This is a genomic window from Streptomyces sp. NPDC002574, assembly GCF_042889545.1.
GTDB lineage: Bacteria > Actinomycetota > Actinomycetes > Streptomycetales > Streptomycetaceae > Actinacidiphila.
This window is the reverse complement of the sequence record NZ_JBIARB010000008.1, coordinates 261849-278312: the sequence shown is the minus strand read 5'-3', so window position 1 is coordinate 278312 and position 16464 is coordinate 261849. Positions and strand designations below refer to the sequence as shown.

Below are 16464 nucleotides of genomic sequence, written 5' to 3'. Positions count from 1 at the left end.
GTCACACCGTGACGCGGGGCACCCCCGGGAATGAATCCACCCCGCCGAAACGTAATGCTAGGGTAAAACGCGCTGGTGGCCCGGCCTGCCGTGGGGGGACCCGTGCTGTGGGGCCCGGACGCTTCAGGGCCGCGCCACCGCCCGACCACGCATCCACGCATCCATGACGTGGACCCACCCCCTGGGAGGCAAGAGTGGGCACTCGGCGGACGACCCTTCCCGGCGTCGGCACGCAGTACGACGTCACCACCCGCGCGGGCCGGCACCTCTCGGTGGTGGTGCACCAGGACGGCCGGCGCTTCCTGGGCTTCTACGGCGCCGAGGACCCCGACTCGTGCCAGGTGTCGATACCGCTGGAGGGCGACGAGGCCGCCGTGCTGGCCCGTCTCCTGGACCCCACCCCGCTGGAGGCCGTGCACACCGAGGGGATCGGTCTCGTCACGGAGCAGATCCCGGTCAACTCCCGCTCCCCGTACGCCGGGCGGCTGCTCGGCGACACCCGCGCGCGGACCCGCACCGGCGCGTCCATCGTCGCCGTCATGCGCAGGACGAGCGCGCACCCCTCCCCGGGGCCGGACTTCCGGCTGGCGATCGGCGACACGCTGGTCGTCGTCGGCACCCGTGAGGGCGTGGACGCGCTCGCCGCGATCGTGGCGGGGGAGTGAGGATGCACGACACGACCGAACTCCTCATCGAACTCGGCGCCGTCATCCTCGGACTGGGGCTGATCGGGCGCTTCGCGGGCCGCCTCGGGCTGTCGCCCATACCCCTCTACCTGCTGGCGGGGCTCGCCTTCGGCCACGGCGGTCTGCTGCCGCTGGACGCCAGCGAGGACTTCACCGCCGTGGGCGCGGAGATCGGCGTGATCCTGCTCCTGCTGCTGCTCGGCCTGGAGTACAGCGCCTCCGAACTGGTCACCAGCCTGCGCACGCAGTACCCCTCCGGCCTGGTCGACTTCGCGCTCAACGCCGTGCCGGGGGCCGCCGCGGCACTGCTGCTGGGCTGGGGCCCCGTGGCCGCCGTCGCGCTCGCCGGGGTCACCTGGATCTCCTCCTCGGGCGTCATCGCCAAGGTGCTGACCGACCTGGGCCGGCTCGGCAACCGCGAGACCCCGGTGATCCTCGGCGTCCTGGTCATCGAGGACCTGGCCATGGCGATCTACCTCCCGCTGCTCACCACCCTCCTCGCGGGCATCGGCCTGGCGGCCGGCGGTCTGGCCCTCGCCATCGCGATGGGCACCGTGGGCGCCGTGCTCTTCCTGGCGCTGCGCCACGGACGCCTGCTGAGCAAGGCGGTCTCCTCGCAGAACCCGGAGATGCTGCTGCTCGTCGTCTTCGGCCTCGCCCTGGTCGTCGCGGGGTTCGCGCAGAAACTCCAGGTGTCCGCGGCCGTCGGCGCGTTCCTCGTGGGCATCGCCCTGTCCGGTGAGGCCGCCGAGGGTGCGAGCCGGCTGCTCATGCCGCTGCGGGACCTTTTCGCCGCCGTCTTCTTCGTGTTCTTCGGCCTGTCCACCGACCCCGGCGCCATCCCGCCGGTCCTGCTGCCGGCGCTCGCGCTGGCCGCGGTCACCACCGTCACCAAGATCATGACGGGCTGGTACGCGGCACGTCGCGCCGGCATCCACACCCGCGGCCGCCTGCGGGCCGGCGGGACGCTGGTGGCCCGCGGCGAGTTCTCGATCGTCATCGCGGGCCTCGCCGTCGCCAGTCAGCCCCGGATCGGCCCGCTGGCCACCGCGTACGTCCTGATCCTGGTCATCGCCGGCCCCCTGGCCGCCCGTTGGACCGAGCCCGCCGTCAGCGCGCTGCGGGCAGCGTTCCGCCGCGTCCCGTCCACCGGGGCCGAGGGCGACCGGTCGATGGCGGTCGAGGACCTGCCGGACACGACCTCGGCGGGAGCCTCGCGCTCGTCGGGTTGACGGCCACGGACAGGATCGCCGCCCCGCACGATCGTGCGGGGCGGCGATCCTGCCCGGGAGCCGCACGCGCCGGCCGTACGCGCCGGCCGCGCGTGACGGCGCTGCCGCGCGGCCGACCCTGAGGGAGAGCAATCGCAGCCGCCGCGCCGGAACCCGCGTGAACGGACGCGGGTCCGCACGCCGAAGTGCCGCGCCGGGCTGCACACCCTGGCGCCGACCCCGGCGTGAACGACCAGCAGGTGCCCGGACACGGGGCGGCCGTACCGCTTCAAGCTTCCGGACCGGTGGTCCGGACGGCCTCCGCGGTCGCGATCCCGGCCGGCCGGAAATCGCCGGTGCCGTGATGCGGGGCGCTCGTGCTGCCCACCGTGAACGGGGCGCCGCGGCGGGGGAGCCGGGCGCGGGCCGGGAAGCGTCCGCCCGCCGTGCTGAGCCGCAGTTCGGAGGGGGGAGTGCGCCACCGGCATCCCCAGTCGTCCGGTTCCGGTCAGGCACTCGGACGACCGCGTCCGGACCTCGGCGTCGGTGGGCGGCCCCGCTCGGACGACCCGTGGTGTTTCGGCCACCCCGGCGACCTGGCCCAACGGGCCGCGGGCGAGCCCGTGATGCCGTACCCCTTGACAGCGGCCCCGGGGGATTACAGCCTATGGCAACGTTGTCAGATGGCAACGTTGTCAGGCGGCTCGAGCGGACCGGGTCGTCTACCTACCCGTCACCGGGTGCCCGGATTGGACCAATTGCGTATGTCGACTCAGTCGTCCCACCCCTCCCGCCGGTCGATCGTCACCACCGGCACCACACTCCTCGCGAGCCTGGGTATCGGCGTCGCGCTCCCCGGCACCGCCCGTGCCGCCGAGCAGACCCGGACGGGCGGCCCGGCCGCCACCGGCGACCTGGCGGCGCACCGCCCGGTCGCGGTGTCGTCCACCGACTACGCCCCGACGCCGGGCGAGTTCGCGGTGGACCGCCTGAACGCGATCGGCGTGCGCGGCACCGGATGGCGCGCCGCGGACGGCGACCCCCAGTGGATCTCGGTCGACCTCCAGGCCGACTGCGAGGTGACCGCCGTCCGCCTGACCTTCGAGGCCACGGTCGAAGACCCGCCGTTCGTCCCGTCCAACGGCGGCAACCCGCGCGACAGCACCACCGGCCAGGAGATCCTGTCCAGTTGCGCCGTGGACTACGTCGTGGAGACCTCCCGCGACCACCGCACCTGGACGGCCGTCCACCGGACGGACTCGGGCACCGGCGGCGTCGTCGACATCGCGCTGGCAACCCCCGTCACCGCCCGCTGGGTCCGGCTGACCGTGCACAAGCGCTCCAACGCCAACCCCCTGGGCCTCAACGGCTTCGAGGTGCACGGCCGCGCGCGCGGCCACCGCCCGGAGGCCACCGGCTGGACGGACTGGGGCGTGCACGACCACAAGGCGCCCGCGCTGGAGGCCGCGGCCGACGGGACCGTGCCCCTGGAGTCCGGCTGGACCCTGACCATGGACGACTGGGCCGGCGCCGAGGGCGCGGACCTGTCCCGCGCCGACGTGGACACCAGCCGCTGGCTGCCCGCCACCGTGCCCGGCACGGTCCTGGGCTCGCTGGTCGAGCAGGGCAAGCTGCCCGACCCGGTCACCGGGTTCAACAACCTCCACGTCCCCGAGGCGCTGTCCCGCCACGCCTGGTGGTACCGGCGCGAGTTCCGCCTGCCGCGGTCGCTGCGCACGGGCGCCGGCCGCCACATCTGGCTGGAGTTCGACGGCATCAACCACAAGGCGGACATCTGGCTCAACGGCGCCGCCGTGGCCGGCATGGAGTTCCCCTTCGCCCGGTCCGCCACCGACATCACCGCGCACCTGGCCGCCGACGGCGAGCAGGCGCTCGCCGTGCGCATCACGCCGATGCCCTTCCCCGGCAGCCCCGGCGACAAGGGCCAGGCCGGCCTGGCCTTCGTGGACGCCGGCGCCACCATGATGAACCGCAACTCGCCCACCTACCTGGCCTCCTCCGGCTGGGACTGGATGCCGGCCGTGCGCGACCGGGCCGCCGGCATCTGGAACCACGTGCGCCTGCGCTCGACCGGCCACGCCGTCCTCGGTGACCCCCGGGTCGACACCGTCCTCCCCGACCTGCCCGACACCGGCACCGCCGAGCTGACGATCACCGTCCCGGTGCGCAACGCCGACACCGCCGACCGGAGCGTCACCGTCAGCGCCTCGCTCTGCGGCGTGCGGGTGTCGCGGACCGTCACGGTGGCCGCGGGCGGGAGCACCGACGTCGTCTTCAGCCCCGCCACCGACGCGCGGCTGCGCCTGCGCGACCCGGAGCTGTGGTGGCCCAACGGCTACGGCAGCCCCGCCCTGCACGACCTGACCCTCGTGGCCACGGTCGGCGGCGCGGAGAGCGACCGCCGCAGCACCCGCTTCGGCATACGCCAGTTCGGCTACGACTACGACATCCCGCTGCGCTTCACCTCCGGCAGCGACGCCTACACGCAGTCCGTCGACCTCGGCCGCCGCAAGGCCCGCCACGTGCGGGTCCGCTGCCTGACCCGGGCCACCGGCTGGGGCTCGTCGCTGTGGGGCCTGTCGGTGGTCGACAGCTCCGTCCCCGACGTGGACCTCGCGCTGCACAAGGACGCCTCCGCCTCCTCCGTGGACGACGCGGCCAACGCGCCCACGAACGTCACCGACGGCGACGCCGGCACCCGGTGGTCCTCGAAGTTCGAGGACGACCAGTGGATCCAGGTGGACCTGGGTGCCTCGGTCTCCTTCGACCGGGTCGACCTGACCTGGGAGCGGGCCTACGCCGAGACCTTCGTGGTCCAGGTCTCCGACGACGGCGACGCGTGGACCGACGCGAAGTCCGTCGACAACGGCGCGGTCCCGCTACCGTTCCAGAGCGGCGCCGCCAGCCTGCAGAACGTGGACTTCGAGGCCCGCACGGCGCGCTACGTCCGACTCCAGGGCGGTGCGCGGGCCACCAGTTGGGGCAACTCGCTGTGGACGCTGTCCGTCGTCGACAGCTCGGTGCCCGGCACCGACCTGGCCTTCCGCAAGAAGGCCACCGCGTCGACCGAGGACTCCTCCAACCCCGCCTCCAACGCCACCGACGGCGACCCCGGCACCCGCTGGTCCTCGGCCTACGAGGACGACCAGTGGATCCAGGTGGACCTGGGCTCCTCGGTCTCCTTCGACCGGGTCGCCGTCGTCTGGGAGCAGGCCTACCCGAAGACGTTCACCGTCCAGGTCTCCGACGACGGCGACGCGTGGACGGACGTGACGTCCGTCGACAACACCCCGGACCCGCTGAAGATCAGCGTGAACGGCGTCCGCGTCTTCTGCCGCGGCGGCAACTGGGGCTGGGACGAACTGCTGCGCCGCATGCCGGAGGAGCGCATGGACGCGGCGCTGCGCATGCACCGCGACATGAACTTCACGATGATCCGCAACTGGGTCGCCAGCAGCAACCGCGAGGAGTTCTACGCCGGTTGCGACGAGTTCGGCCTGCTGGTGTGGAACGACTTCCCCAACGCCTGGGCGATGGACCCGCCGAACCACGACGCGTTCAACTCCCTGGCCCGTGACACGGTGCTGCGCTACCGCATCCACCCCAGTGTCGTCGTCTGGTGCGGCGCCAACGAGGGCAACCCGCCCGGGGCGATCGACGACGGCATGCGCGACGCCGTCCACGACGAGGCACCCGGCATCCTGTACCAGAACAACTCCGCGGGCGGCATCGTCACCGGCGGCGGCCCCTACGGCTGGGTCGACCCGGACCGCTACTTCTCCGCGTCCACCTACGGCAGCGGCAACTTCGGCTTCCACACCGAGATCGGCATGCCCGTGGTGTCCACCGCCGAGAGCATGCGCAACCTCGTCGGCCCCGAGCCCGAGTGGCCCGTCGGCGGGGCCTGGTACTACCACGACTGGAGCACGCGGGGGAACCAGGCACCGCAGAACTACCAGGCCGCCATCGAGGCCCGTCTCGACACCGCGCGCGACCTGGAGGACTTCACGCGCAAGGCGCAGTTCGTCAACTACGAGAACACCCGCGCGATGTTCGAGGCGTGGAACGCCAACCTCTGGGACGACGCCAGCGGTCTGCTGCTGTGGATGTCGCACCCCGCGTGGCACAGCACCGTGTGGCAGACCTACGACTACGACTTCGACGTCAACGGCACGTACTACGGCGCCCGTTCGGCGTGCGAGGCGGTCCACGTGCAGGCCGTGCCGGGCTCCTGGCAGGTCGTGGCGGTCAACCACACGGCCCGGGCGCTGAAGGGCGTCACGGTCACGGCGCGACTGCTCGACCTCGACGGCCACCAGCTCGGGAAGACCGTGCGCACGACCCTCGACGTGGCCTCCTCCGGTACGACCGAGGCGTTCTCGGCCGGGTGGGAGGACGGTCTGCCGGACTTCCACCTGCTGCGGCTGCGGATGGAGCGCGGCGGCACGGTGCTGTCGGAGAACACCTACTGGCGCTACCGCGAGCCGTCCGCCATGCGGGCGCTCAACTCGGCGCACAGCACCAGGGTCACCGCCACGGCCGGCAGGGTCACCCGGTCCGGCGAGCGCCGTGAGCTGACCGCCACGGTCACCAACCGCGGCTCGTCGGTGGCGGCCATGGTGCGGCTGTCGCTCCTGGACTCCGGAAGCGGCGAGCGGGTGCTGCCGACCCTGTACGGCGACAACTACCTGTGGCTACTGCCCGGCGAGTCGCGCACCCTGACCCTGTCCTGGCCCGCGCACGCCCTGCCCTCGGGCCGCCCGGCCCTGCGGGTGGACGGCTACAACGTCCCGCGGACGACGGTGCGCGCCGACTGAGGTGCCCGGCCGCCCTCCGCGGGCGGGGCCGCGGCCCCGCCCGCGGAGGGTGGTACTGCCGTTCCCAGGCAGAGCGAGGCCAGCAAGAAGGCGATGCTCAGGGGCCCTGTTGCTGTTGAACTGGACATCGAGCGGCCCGGAGCCGCACCCGTGACCACGTGACCGAGGAGCGCAGTGCCCATGCTTGCCACCATCGCATCGAAGGACCGGCCGAGGTCGGCCGTGCACGGAGACCGATGGCTCGTGGGCTTCCGCTTCAGCACACCGCAGGGTGCCGCGGGCTGCCACTACTACGTCGTCGGCGAGGCTGCCGACGCCCGGGACGCCGTGGACATCGCGGCGACCCGGGCCACCGGAGAGTACGAGTGCGCGGCGCGCGCGAACGCCGCGATCGACGGGATCGAGGTGCACCGGCTGCGCTGGAACCCGCTGGGGTGGGCGTACCTCGACAGCCCCCCGTCCCCCGTCTGAGGGCACGTGCCACCGGATGGCCCCGGCCCCGGCGCGCGGCCGGGGCGACCGGTGGGCGGCCCGCATAGGATGGGCGCGAGGGATCTGGTGGTATGCGAACGTATGACGGAATGACCGCCGAGGAGCGCATGTCGGCGCGGCGCCGGCGCCTCCTGGACGCCGGGCTCGATCTGTTCCACACGCAGGGGTACTCCGGCACCTCCATCCGCTCCGTGCTGCGCCGGGCCGGACTGCAGGACCGCTACTTCGCGGAGAGCTTCCCCTCCCTCGACGCCTTGATGGCCGACGTCCTGCGGGAGATCCAGGACGAAGAGGCCGCGCGGTGCCGCGCCGCCGTCACCGGTCCCGGGACGCGCCGCGAGCGCGCCCGCGGCATGCTGCGGGTGCTGACGGCGGGCGTGGCCGACGACCCCCGCAAGGGGCGCGTCAAGCTGGTCGAGTCCCTCGCGGCCGGCCCGCTGGCCGCGAACGAGCGGCGACGCGGGATGCGGAACCTGGCCCGCCTGGTGGAGTCGCTGCTGCTGGAGGACCGGCCGGGCCCGGGAACGCACACCACGGTCATGGCCCTGGCGATCGTGGGCGGCGTCAACCAGATCCTCCTGAACTGGGCCGACGGCACCCTCCCGCTGTCCCGCGAGGACGCCGTGGAGCAGGGACTCCACCTTTTCGAGGCCGTGGCCGCGTTCGACGGCGGTCCCGCGCGCCCATGAGCCCGGACCCGCCGCGGGCCCGGCTGCTATGCTGACGCGCGAGTGATCGGGAAGCAAGGAAGTCCGAGGACCCAAGGGAGTCCGAACGTGGCGGGTGACGACGACATCTCCGGGTGATACCGGGTGTCCCCGGCCATGGGCAGGCGCGCACGCGACGCCGCCGTGGCCGCTTCGTCGTGCCGTCCTCCTTCCTTCCCCGCAGGGCCCTTCCGGCGTGCCCGCGGCGTTCCCCCGAGGGTTCACCCATGTCCGACGCGTACATCGTCTGTTCCCACCTGTCCTTCTCCTGGCCTGACGACACCGCTGTCGTCGAGGACCTGTCCTTCACCGTCGGCGCCGGCCGCACGGGTCTGGTCGCGCCGAACGGCGCGGGCAAGAGCACGCTCCTCAAGCTGATCGCGGGGGAGCTCCGGCCGCGCGGCGGCACCGTCACCGTCGACGGGACGCTCGGCTACCTCCCGCAGTCCCTTCCGCTGACCGGCGACCTGACCGTCGCCGAGGTCCTGGGCGTCACCGAGGTGATCCGCGCGATCGACGCCATCGAGTCCGGGGACACGGGCGAGGAGCACTTCACCACCATCGGCGACGACTGGGACATCGAGGACCGCAGCCGCGCCGAACTCGACCGGCTCGCCCTCGGCGACGTCGGCCTCGACCGGCGCCTGCACACCCTCAGCGGCGGGCAGGCCGTCACGCTCGGCCTGGCCGCGCAACTGCTCAAGCGCCCCGACGTCCTGCTGCTGGACGAGCCCACCAACAACCTCGACCTGGACGCCCGCCGCAGCCTGCACACCGTCCTCGACGAGTGGCGGGGCTGCCTGCTGCTGGTCAGCCACGACCGTGAACTGCTCGACCGCGTCGACCGGGTGGCAGAACTCGACCGTGGCGAGGTCCGCTTCCACGGCGGCAACTACACGCGGTACGAGGAGGCCGTGCGCGCCGAGCAGCAGGCCGCCGAGAAGAACATCCGCAGCGCGGAACAGGAACTCAAGCGCGAGAAGCGCGAGTTGCAGCAGGCGCGGGAAAGGGCTGCACGCCGGGCCGGCACCGCCGCCCGTTCCCTCGACAGCGCCGGCCTGCCCAAGATCTTCGCCGGGACGCTGAAGCGGCGCGCCCAGGAGTCGGCGGGCAAGGCGAACGAGACCCACACCGCACGGGTCTCGGAGGCCAGGGCACGTCTCGACGAGGCGGGCCGCGCCCTGCGCGACGACACGCGGATCGCGCTGGAACTGCCGGACACCCGCGTCCCGGCCGGGCGCACCCTCTTCGTCGGTGAGCGGATGCGGGTCCGCCACGGCGGCCGCGAGATCTTCGCCGGCGAGGGCGCCGACCTGACGATCCGCGGCCCGGAACGGATCGCGCTGACCGGCCCCAACGGCGCCGGCAAGTCGACGCTGCTGCGCCTGGTCGGCGGCGACCTCGCTCCCGCGGACGGCGGGCGGGTCAGGCACGCCGACGGCCGCGTCGCCCACCTCTCGCAGCGCCTCGACCTGCTGGACCCCGACCGGACGGTGGCCGAGAGCCTGGCGGACGCGGCCCCGGCGATGCCCGAGGCGGACCGGATGAACCTGCTGGCGCGCTTCCTCTTCCGCGGCCCGCGCGCCCACCTGCCCGTGCGGGTCCTGTCCGGCGGGGAACGGCTGCGCGCCACCCTGGCCTGCGTTTTGTGCGCGGAACCGGCACCGCATCTACTGCTGCTGGACGAGCCCACCAACAACCTCGACCTGGTCAGCGTCGGGCAGTTGGAGAGCGCGCTGAACGCCTACGAGGGTGCCTTCGTCGTGGTCAGCCACGACGTACGGTTCCTCGCCGCGATCGGCGCGGACCGCTGGTTGCGCCTGTCCGGCGGGCACCTGACGGAGACCGGCCCCGTGCGGCCCTAGCCCGCGCGCACGCCCGGTCAGCCGGCCGCCGGCGCCTCCTGCGCGGGCGCCGGCTGCCAGGCGCGTGTGGGGACGACCAGCGGTCCGCCGGTGACGGGGTCGGGGACGACGACGGAGGCGAGGCCGAAGACGTCCTGGACCAGTTCGGCGGTGACGATGTCCTCCGGCGGGCCCTGGGCGACGATGCGCCCCGCCTTCATGGCCACGAGGTGGTCGGCGTAGCGGGCGGCCTGGTTGAGGTCGTGGAGCACGGCGACGACGGTCCGGCCGCGTTCGTGGTTGAGGCGGCGCACCAGGTCGAGCACCTCGACCTGGTGCGCGATGTCCAGGTAGGTCGTGGGCTCGTCGAGGAGCAGCAGGTCGGTGTCCTGGGCCAGGGCCATGGCGATCCACACGCGCTGCCGCTGGCCGCCGGAGAGCTCGTCCACCGGGCGGTCGGCGAGGTCGGCGGTGTCGGTGCGCTCCAGGGCGTCGGCGACGGCCTGTTCGTCGGCCTCCGACCACTGCTGCCACCACTTCTGGTGCGGCTGGCGGCCGCGGGCGACCAGGTCCGCGACCGTGATGCCGTCCGGCGGGGTGGGGGACTGCGGCAGCACGCCGATGGTCCGCGCGATCTGTCGGCCGGGGATCCGCGCGAGTTCGGTGCCGTCCAGCAGCACCACACCGCGGCGCGGCTTGAGGAGCCGGCCCAGGGCCCGCAACAGGGTGGACTTCCCGCAGGCGTTCGGCCCGACGACGACCGTGACCCGGCCGTCCGGGATCTCCAGGTCCAGGCCCTCGACGACGGTGCGGTCCTCGTACGCCAGGGTGAGGTCCTGCGCCGAGAGGCGACTGGTGGGCGTACGGCTGCTCATGAGGAGGTGCCTCCGGTACGGCTGCGGGTGCGGACGATGAGCCACATCAGGTACGGGGCGCCCACCGCGGCGGTGAGCACGCCGACGGGCAGCTCGATCGGGGAGAACAGGCGGCGGGCCAGCAGGTCCGCGACCACGACGACCAGGGCGCCGGTCAACGCCGAGGACAGCAGCGGGATCTGGGCCGTGCGGGTGAGCCGGCGGGCGATCTGCGGGGCGAGCAGCGCGACGAAGTCGACCGGTCCCGCCGCTCCGGTGGCCACCGACGCCAGGACGACGCCGAGCGCGGTCAGACCGAGACGGACCCGGTCCAGGCGCACACCGAGCGCGGTCGCGGTGTCGTCGTCGAAGGATGCGCCGCGCTGGGCGCGTGCCGCCCACAGGGCCGCCGGGACACCGATCAGCAGGACGAGCCCGAGCGGCCCGGCCTCCTCGTAGCCGCGGCCGTTGAGGGAGCCGGTCAGCCAGACCTTGGCCTGCTGGGCCACCAGGTAGTCGCCCTTGGCCAGGAACAGTTGGGTCAGCGAGCCGAGCGCGACCGACACCCCGATGCCCACCAGCACGAAACGCGAGGAGTGCAGACCGCGCCGCCAGGCGAAGACGTAGACGATCAGCGCCGCCGCGACGCCGCCGGCGACGGAGACGTACGGCAGCGCGTCGTACGCGACGGCGTTGAAGCTCATCGCGGCGACGGTGGCCGCGCCCGCGCCGTGCGTGACGCCGATGACGTCGGGGCTGGCCAGCGGATTGCGCGCGACGGTCTGCACCAGCGCGCCCGCCACGCCGAACGCGGCCCCGGCCAGCAGCCCGACGACCAGGCGCGGCAGGCGCAGCGTGCCCACCACCAGTTCGTCGGGGCTCGGCCGCCCGAACAGTACGCGGACCACCTGCGTGGGGGAGACGAACGACTCGCCCACGCACAGGTACGCCACCACCGCGCACGCCAGCAGCACCGCGAGCGCCAGCGCGACGGCGACCGACCGGCGGTGCACGAGGAAGCTGGCACGCCCGCCGCGCACGACGGCGTGCCCGGCCGGGCGGACCGCTCTGAGGGCCGTGCCGGGTGTCGTGGTCGTCCTGCTCACGCGGCCACCACCGCACGGCGGCGCACCAGCGCGATCAGGAACGGCACGCCGATCAGGGCGGTCATGACGGCCACCGGCACCTCCGAGGGCGGGAAGACGATGCGGCCGATCACGTCGGAACCGAGGATCATCACCGGCCCGAGCAGCGCGGCCAGCGGCAGCACCCAGCGGTGCCCGGTGCCCACCAGGGCGCGGGCGATGTGCGGAACGGCGAGCCCGGTGAAGGCGATCGGGCCGACCGCGGCCACCGCAGCGCCCGTCAGCACCGTCGCCCCCAGCGCGCCGAGCACGCGCAACAGGCCGACGTTGTGACCGAGGCCCTTGGCCGCGTCGTCGCCGAGCGCGAGGGCGTCCAGGCCGCGGGCCATGGCCAGCACGAGCACCAGACCGGCCAGCAGGAACGGCCAGATCTGGCCGATGATCTCGCTCCCGCGCCCGCTGAGGGAACCGACCTGCCAGAAGCGGAACTCGTCCAGCGCCCGGGCGTTGGTCGTGGCGATGCCGGAGACGAGCGAGGCGAGGAAGGCGTTCATCGCGGCCCCGGCGAGCGCGAGCTTGACCGGCGAGGCGCCGCCGCGGCCCCCGCTGGCGACGGCGTACACACCCACCGCCGCCAGCGCCGCGCCCGTGAACGCGAACCACACGTAGCCGCCCAGCGTGTGCACGCCGCAGAACGCGATCGCGCACACCACACCCACCGACGCGCCCTGGCTGACGCCGAGGATGCCCGGCTCCGCGATCGGGTTGCGGGTGATGCCCTGCATCACCGTTCCGGCGAGCGCGAGCGCGGCGCCCGCCAGGACACCCACGACGGTGCGGGGCACCCGCAGCGACCGCACCACCTGGGCATCACTGCTCGTGCCGCCGTGCACCAGGGCCTGGATCACCTCGCTCGGGGCGATCTGGCGGCTGCCCACGGCGAGGCTCAGCAGGACGGCGGCCAGCAGCATCAGCGTGCCGGCCAGCAGCCAGGCGACACGGCGGCGGGTGGGTGGCGACATGCGCCGCGCTCACTCTCTTCTCGTCGGACCGTCAGTGCGTCGGGCCGTCAGGCCGTCAGGTACTTCTGGAGGTCGTCCAGCACCGCGTTGGCGGCGGTGACGCCGAGCCCCAGGTACCAGGTCTCGTCCGGCACGTCGAAGGCGTGGCCGTCCTTGACCGCCTTGAGGTTCGTCCACAGCGGGTTGCCCTGCGCCTTGGTCTTGTCCGTGGCCTTCGGGTCGCCGTAGACACCGCTGAAGATCCAGTCGGCGTCCGCCTGGTCGATGTTCTCGGCGCTGACCTCGGCCGCCAGGTCCTCGATGTCCTGGTTCTTCGGGCGCGGGATGCCGACGTCCTTGAGGATCGTGCCGATGAAGGAGTCGTTCGCGTACAGCCGGATCGTGCCCTCGGGCATGTAACGGACCATCGAGACGGTCGGCTTGTTCGCGCCGAGCTTGTCGCCCAGGGCCTTGGCGCGCTTCTCGTACGCGGCGAGGTTCGCCTGCGCCTGCGCGGTCTTGTCCAGCGCGGCCGCGTTGAGGAGGTAGTTCTGCTTCCAGGTGAAGCCGGGGCGGATCGAGAAGACGGTCGGCGCGATTTTCGACAGCTCGTCGTAGGAGGCGGCGGCGCGCAGCTGGCTGCCCAGGATCAGGTCCGGCTTCAGCGCGGCGATTGCCTCCAGGTTCAGGCTGTTGATCGTGCCGATGTTCTTCGGCGTGCCCGCGTCCTTCTTCAGGTACGACGGCAGGTCCGGCGACCCCTCGGTGGGAGCCAGGCCGACCGGCTTGACCCCCAGGGAGACAACGTTATCGAGCTCGCCCACGTCGAGCACGACCACCCGCTTGGGCTGCGCGGTGAGCTCGGTGCTGCCCATCGCGTGCTTGATCGTGCGCGGCCACTGGCCGGGCTTGGCGTCGGTGCCGAGCGCGGCGGTCTTCTCCGCGGCGTCCGCGAAGTCCTGACCGCCCTGCGCGACCGACTTCGAGTCCTTCGACCCCGAACCGGCCGTCGCGGAGGCGGCGGCGCTGCCCTCCTTCCCGTTCGAGGAGGAATCGCTGCCGCACGCCGCGAGGGACAGTGCGGCGGCGACGGCCAGGGCGACTGCGGCGGTGCCGCGGTGCCGAAGAGACATGAAGAAGCTCCTGTAGCTGTGGTTCGCCTGTGCGTCATTAGGCGAGCCTTACCTTACGTTGCGCGAGCCGCCCCGGTCACGGGGGGGTGCGCCGCGCTGCGCTTGCTGTCCGGGGAGGTTTTTCCCCGCCCGCCCTCCCGGGTGCCCTGTGAAGTCAGGTGCCCCGGCGCCCGTTGAAGTGGGGGCCGGGGTCGGGGCCTCCGGGGCTGGGCATTCTGGACAGCACATTTAGGTGCCTCGGGCGCTCTCTGTTGATCGCCCCGGGTGCCGCACCCAAATATGCTCCACAGTCCAGAACACCCACCCCTGCACCCCCGCCCCCTCCGTGATCTCTCGCGCCTGATCCCCCGTGGGTGGGTAGAGACGGCACCGTGCTCGGGCCATCCGTCGGCGCAGCGCCCTCCCACTGCCCAGCCGTCGCCGCCCCTTACCACCCACCGGGGATCAGGCGCATGACGAGACGGAGGGGGCGGGGTCGGAGGGGTGGATGTTCTGGACGGTGCGGCATATTTGTGCGCACTGTCCGGGTCGGGATGGGATGAGCAGGAGCTGGAAAGGCGCGTAAATATGCCAGTCCAGGACGTGCAGCCCCGGAGGGCCCGAACCCGGCCCACCCCACACGCGCGCCGGGGTCACTGACCTCGCCGGGCACACGGGCGGGAGGGCGGGTTCGCCCGGGCGTCCACGTCCCGCACGGGCGTGCGGCCGGCCGTTCACCGGCCCCGCGCCCCCGCGTCCGGCGTGGTGAGCCATTCCGCGAAGGTCTGCCGGCCCCGGGGACCGTCCGCCGTGGGCAGCAGCGCCCCTCCGGTGAGCGCCCTGCCCGTGGCCCCGGGCAGCCGGACGGGGACGAGGAGCCGGCGCTCCCCGCGGGCCCGGGCCAGCCGGCGCACCATGTCGTCCATCTCCAGCACTTCCGGTCCCGCCAGGTCGGGGGCGAGGCCCGCGGGGGCGCCGCCGGCCAGCCGCACGAGAGCGTCGGCGACCTCGCGCGCGGCGACCGGCTGACTGCGCATCCGCGGCGCCACCACCGGGCCCCGGCGGGCCAGCATCTGTGCGGCGAACTCGTGGAACTGCGTGGCTCGCAGCACGGTGTGGGGCACGGGAGCGGACAGGACCAGTTCCTCCTGGCGCCGCTTGCCCATGTAGTAGCCGAGCCCCACCCTGTCGCAGCCGACGATGGAGAGCGCGATGTGGTGGCCGACGCCGGCGCGGGCACCCGCGGTCAGCAGCTGGGTCGTGGCGGCGTCGAAGAAGGCCACCGACTTCCGGCGGCTGGTCGTCATCACGTTGCTGACGTCGATGACCGTCGCGCAGCCGTGCAGTGCCTCGTCCAGCCCCGCTCCGGTGGTGAGGTCCACCCCCGCCGAGCGGGCCAGCACCACGGGCACGTCCCCCGTCGCCCGTACGGCCTCCACGACCATCCGCCCGACCCAGCCGGTCCCGCCTGCCACCGCGATGCGCATTCCCTCGTCCTTCCGGTCTTCCCCCCTCAGGGGGTCCGCGGCGTCCGGCCGCGGAAGTTCCCACCCGGGTGGGACGGGACAGCCGTGCGGAGTGTGACATCGGGGGCAGGCCGGGCCGCGCTGTCGGCGGCGGTGGATACTTCGCGCGGGCCGAATGGATCGCGCGGGCTCTGCGCGGCGACGGCCACCGGGCGAACGTCACGATCCCCGGGGCGAGTTGAACGTCGAGCTGCGGTTGCCGGGCGGCTCGGTGGTGTGGCCGGCCCAGCGGGTCGTGCGGCGGTTCGTCAACGGTCCCGAGGACAGGCTCGTCGCGTACGCGGCCGTGCTGGGGCTCCACGTACCGGCGGAACGGGACCGCCCTCAGCGGTGGTCGCGGCTGGGCCGGATCATGTGCCGGCCGTGACCACCGGTTTCCGCACCCGGAAGGCGAACTGCCCGCAGAACGTGAGCTTGCGCAGGTTCACCAGGGCCGTGCGGCGCTTCGTCTTCTTCGCCCAGCTGTCGATCTCCGTGTTGAGCGGCGACGACTCGTCCCAGTACCGCGCGTACTCCGGCGGCCGGCCGTGGTACGTCCGCATGATCAGCGCGACCCCGTCCAGCGACGGCCGGATCTCCTCGAGGGCGAGCCCGGCCTCCTCGACCAGCACGCGGAAGCCGTAGGGCGTGTAGTTCCACAGGCTGAACGAGTGGTAGGGCTCGAACTGCGAGGTGCTGCCGATGAAGACCGCCCCCGGCCGCAGCACCCGGCTGATCTCCGCGAGGAGTTCGCGGGGGTGCGAGACGTGCTCGAAGACCTGGTGCGAGTAGACCAGCGGGATCGTGCCCGAACGGAACGGGAGCCGTACACCGTCGTAGTAGACGATCGGGTCCTGTCCCGCGGCGCGCTGCAGCGCCTCGGGGGAGTCGCGGATGTCGACGCCCACCCACCGCACCTTCGGGGCGTGCCGCCGGAACAGGCCGGCCGACGTGCCCCGCCCGCAGCCGAGGTCCACCACCCGGTCGGGCGCGCCCTTGGCCTTCATGGCCTCGTCGAGGTAGTAGCGCGAGGTCACCTGCCGCGCGTGGTCGTCGGGGATGCAGTCGCTCATGAGCTCCCAGAGGGTCGCCATGGCTCGATGCTACGGATGGTGCGGGCCCGGGCGCA

General features: G+C 73.1%; 13 protein-coding genes. 7 read left to right on the top strand and 6 right to left on the bottom strand.

Features of this window, described 5'->3' with window-relative positions; all coding sequences use genetic code 11:
• Nucleotides 1-194 precede the first annotated feature (194 nt).
• The 6 genes from ACFYXS_RS21345 (at nucleotide 195) to ACFYXS_RS21320 (ending at nucleotide 9799) form a co-directional block, all read left to right on the top strand.
• The gene (locus ACFYXS_RS21345; protein WP_389250386.1) at nucleotides 195-665 is read left to right on the top strand and encodes a cation:proton antiporter regulatory subunit; all 471 of its coding nucleotides are present in this window, start codon (nucleotides 195-197) and stop codon (nucleotides 663-665) included.
• A gap of 2 nt (nucleotides 666-667) precedes the next feature.
• On the top strand, nucleotides 668-1918 hold the full coding sequence (locus ACFYXS_RS21340) for a cation:proton antiporter (RefSeq protein ID WP_389250384.1): 1251 nt from the start codon (nucleotides 668-670) through the stop codon (nucleotides 1916-1918).
• 743 nt (nucleotides 1919-2661) lie between these two features.
• Nucleotides 2662-6735 carry a discoidin domain-containing protein gene (locus ACFYXS_RS21335; RefSeq protein ID WP_389250382.1) on the top strand — a complete coding sequence of 1358 codons (4074 nt, stop codon included), beginning with the start codon at nucleotides 2662-2664 and terminating at the stop codon, nucleotides 6733-6735.
• 180 nt (nucleotides 6736-6915) lie between these two features.
• Nucleotides 6916-7206 (top strand): hypothetical protein, encoded by a 291-nt coding sequence (locus tag ACFYXS_RS21330; protein WP_389250380.1) that lies wholly within the window; start codon nucleotides 6916-6918, stop codon nucleotides 7204-7206.
• A gap of 92 nt (nucleotides 7207-7298) precedes the next feature.
• Nucleotides 7299-7916: a TetR/AcrR family transcriptional regulator gene (locus ACFYXS_RS21325; protein ID WP_389250378.1), complete on the top strand. Its 618-nt coding sequence runs from the start codon at nucleotides 7299-7301 to the stop codon at nucleotides 7914-7916.
• Between the two features lie 245 nt (nucleotides 7917-8161).
• Nucleotides 8162-9799 (top strand): ABC-F family ATP-binding cassette domain-containing protein, encoded by a 1638-nt coding sequence (locus ACFYXS_RS21320; protein WP_389250376.1) that lies wholly within the window; start codon nucleotides 8162-8164, stop codon nucleotides 9797-9799.
• Nucleotides 9800-9816: 17 nt separating this feature from the next.
• On the opposite strand, the gene ACFYXS_RS21315 is transcribed toward ACFYXS_RS21320, so the two are convergent.
• The 5 genes from ACFYXS_RS21315 to ACFYXS_RS21295 form a co-directional block, all read right to left on the bottom strand.
• Nucleotides 9817-10653 (bottom strand): ABC transporter ATP-binding protein, encoded by an 837-nt coding sequence (locus ACFYXS_RS21315; protein ID WP_389250374.1) that lies wholly within the window; start codon nucleotides 10651-10653, stop codon nucleotides 9817-9819.
• Nucleotides 10650-11738 carry a FecCD family ABC transporter permease gene (locus tag ACFYXS_RS21310; protein ID WP_389250372.1) on the bottom strand — a complete coding sequence of 363 codons (1089 nt, stop codon included), beginning with the start codon at nucleotides 11736-11738 and terminating at the stop codon, nucleotides 10650-10652. Before ACFYXS_RS21310 ends, ACFYXS_RS21315 begins: the two co-directional genes overlap by 4 nt.
• Complete coding sequence (locus ACFYXS_RS21305; RefSeq protein WP_389250370.1) at nucleotides 11735-12739, bottom strand: FecCD family ABC transporter permease; 1005 nt, start codon at nucleotides 12737-12739, stop codon at nucleotides 11735-11737. The genes ACFYXS_RS21310 and ACFYXS_RS21305 overlap by 4 nt, the downstream gene beginning before the upstream one ends.
• Nucleotides 12740-12786: 47 nt before the next feature.
• The gene (locus ACFYXS_RS21300) at nucleotides 12787-13851 is read right to left on the bottom strand and encodes an ABC transporter substrate-binding protein (RefSeq protein ID WP_389250368.1); all 1065 of its coding nucleotides are present in this window, start codon (nucleotides 13849-13851) and stop codon (nucleotides 12787-12789) included.
• A gap of 713 nt (nucleotides 13852-14564) precedes the next feature.
• Nucleotides 14565-15317 (bottom strand): SDR family oxidoreductase, encoded by a 753-nt coding sequence (locus ACFYXS_RS21295; protein ID WP_389250366.1) that lies wholly within the window; start codon nucleotides 15315-15317, stop codon nucleotides 14565-14567.
• Between the two features lie 217 nt (nucleotides 15318-15534).
• On the opposite strand from ACFYXS_RS21295, the gene ACFYXS_RS21290 reads away from it, so the two are divergent.
• Nucleotides 15535-15723, top strand: a complete 189-nt coding sequence (locus ACFYXS_RS21290; RefSeq protein ID WP_389250364.1) for a hypothetical protein — start codon at nucleotides 15535-15537, stop codon at nucleotides 15721-15723.
• Here the strand turns inward: ACFYXS_RS21290 and ACFYXS_RS21285 are convergent.
• A complete protein-coding gene (locus ACFYXS_RS21285) occupies nucleotides 15707-16429 on the bottom strand; it encodes a class I SAM-dependent methyltransferase (protein ID WP_389250362.1) in 723 nt (240 codons plus the stop codon). The two genes, ACFYXS_RS21290 and ACFYXS_RS21285, sit on opposite strands and share 17 nt — an antisense overlap.
• Nucleotides 16430-16464: the final 35 nt, after the last annotated feature.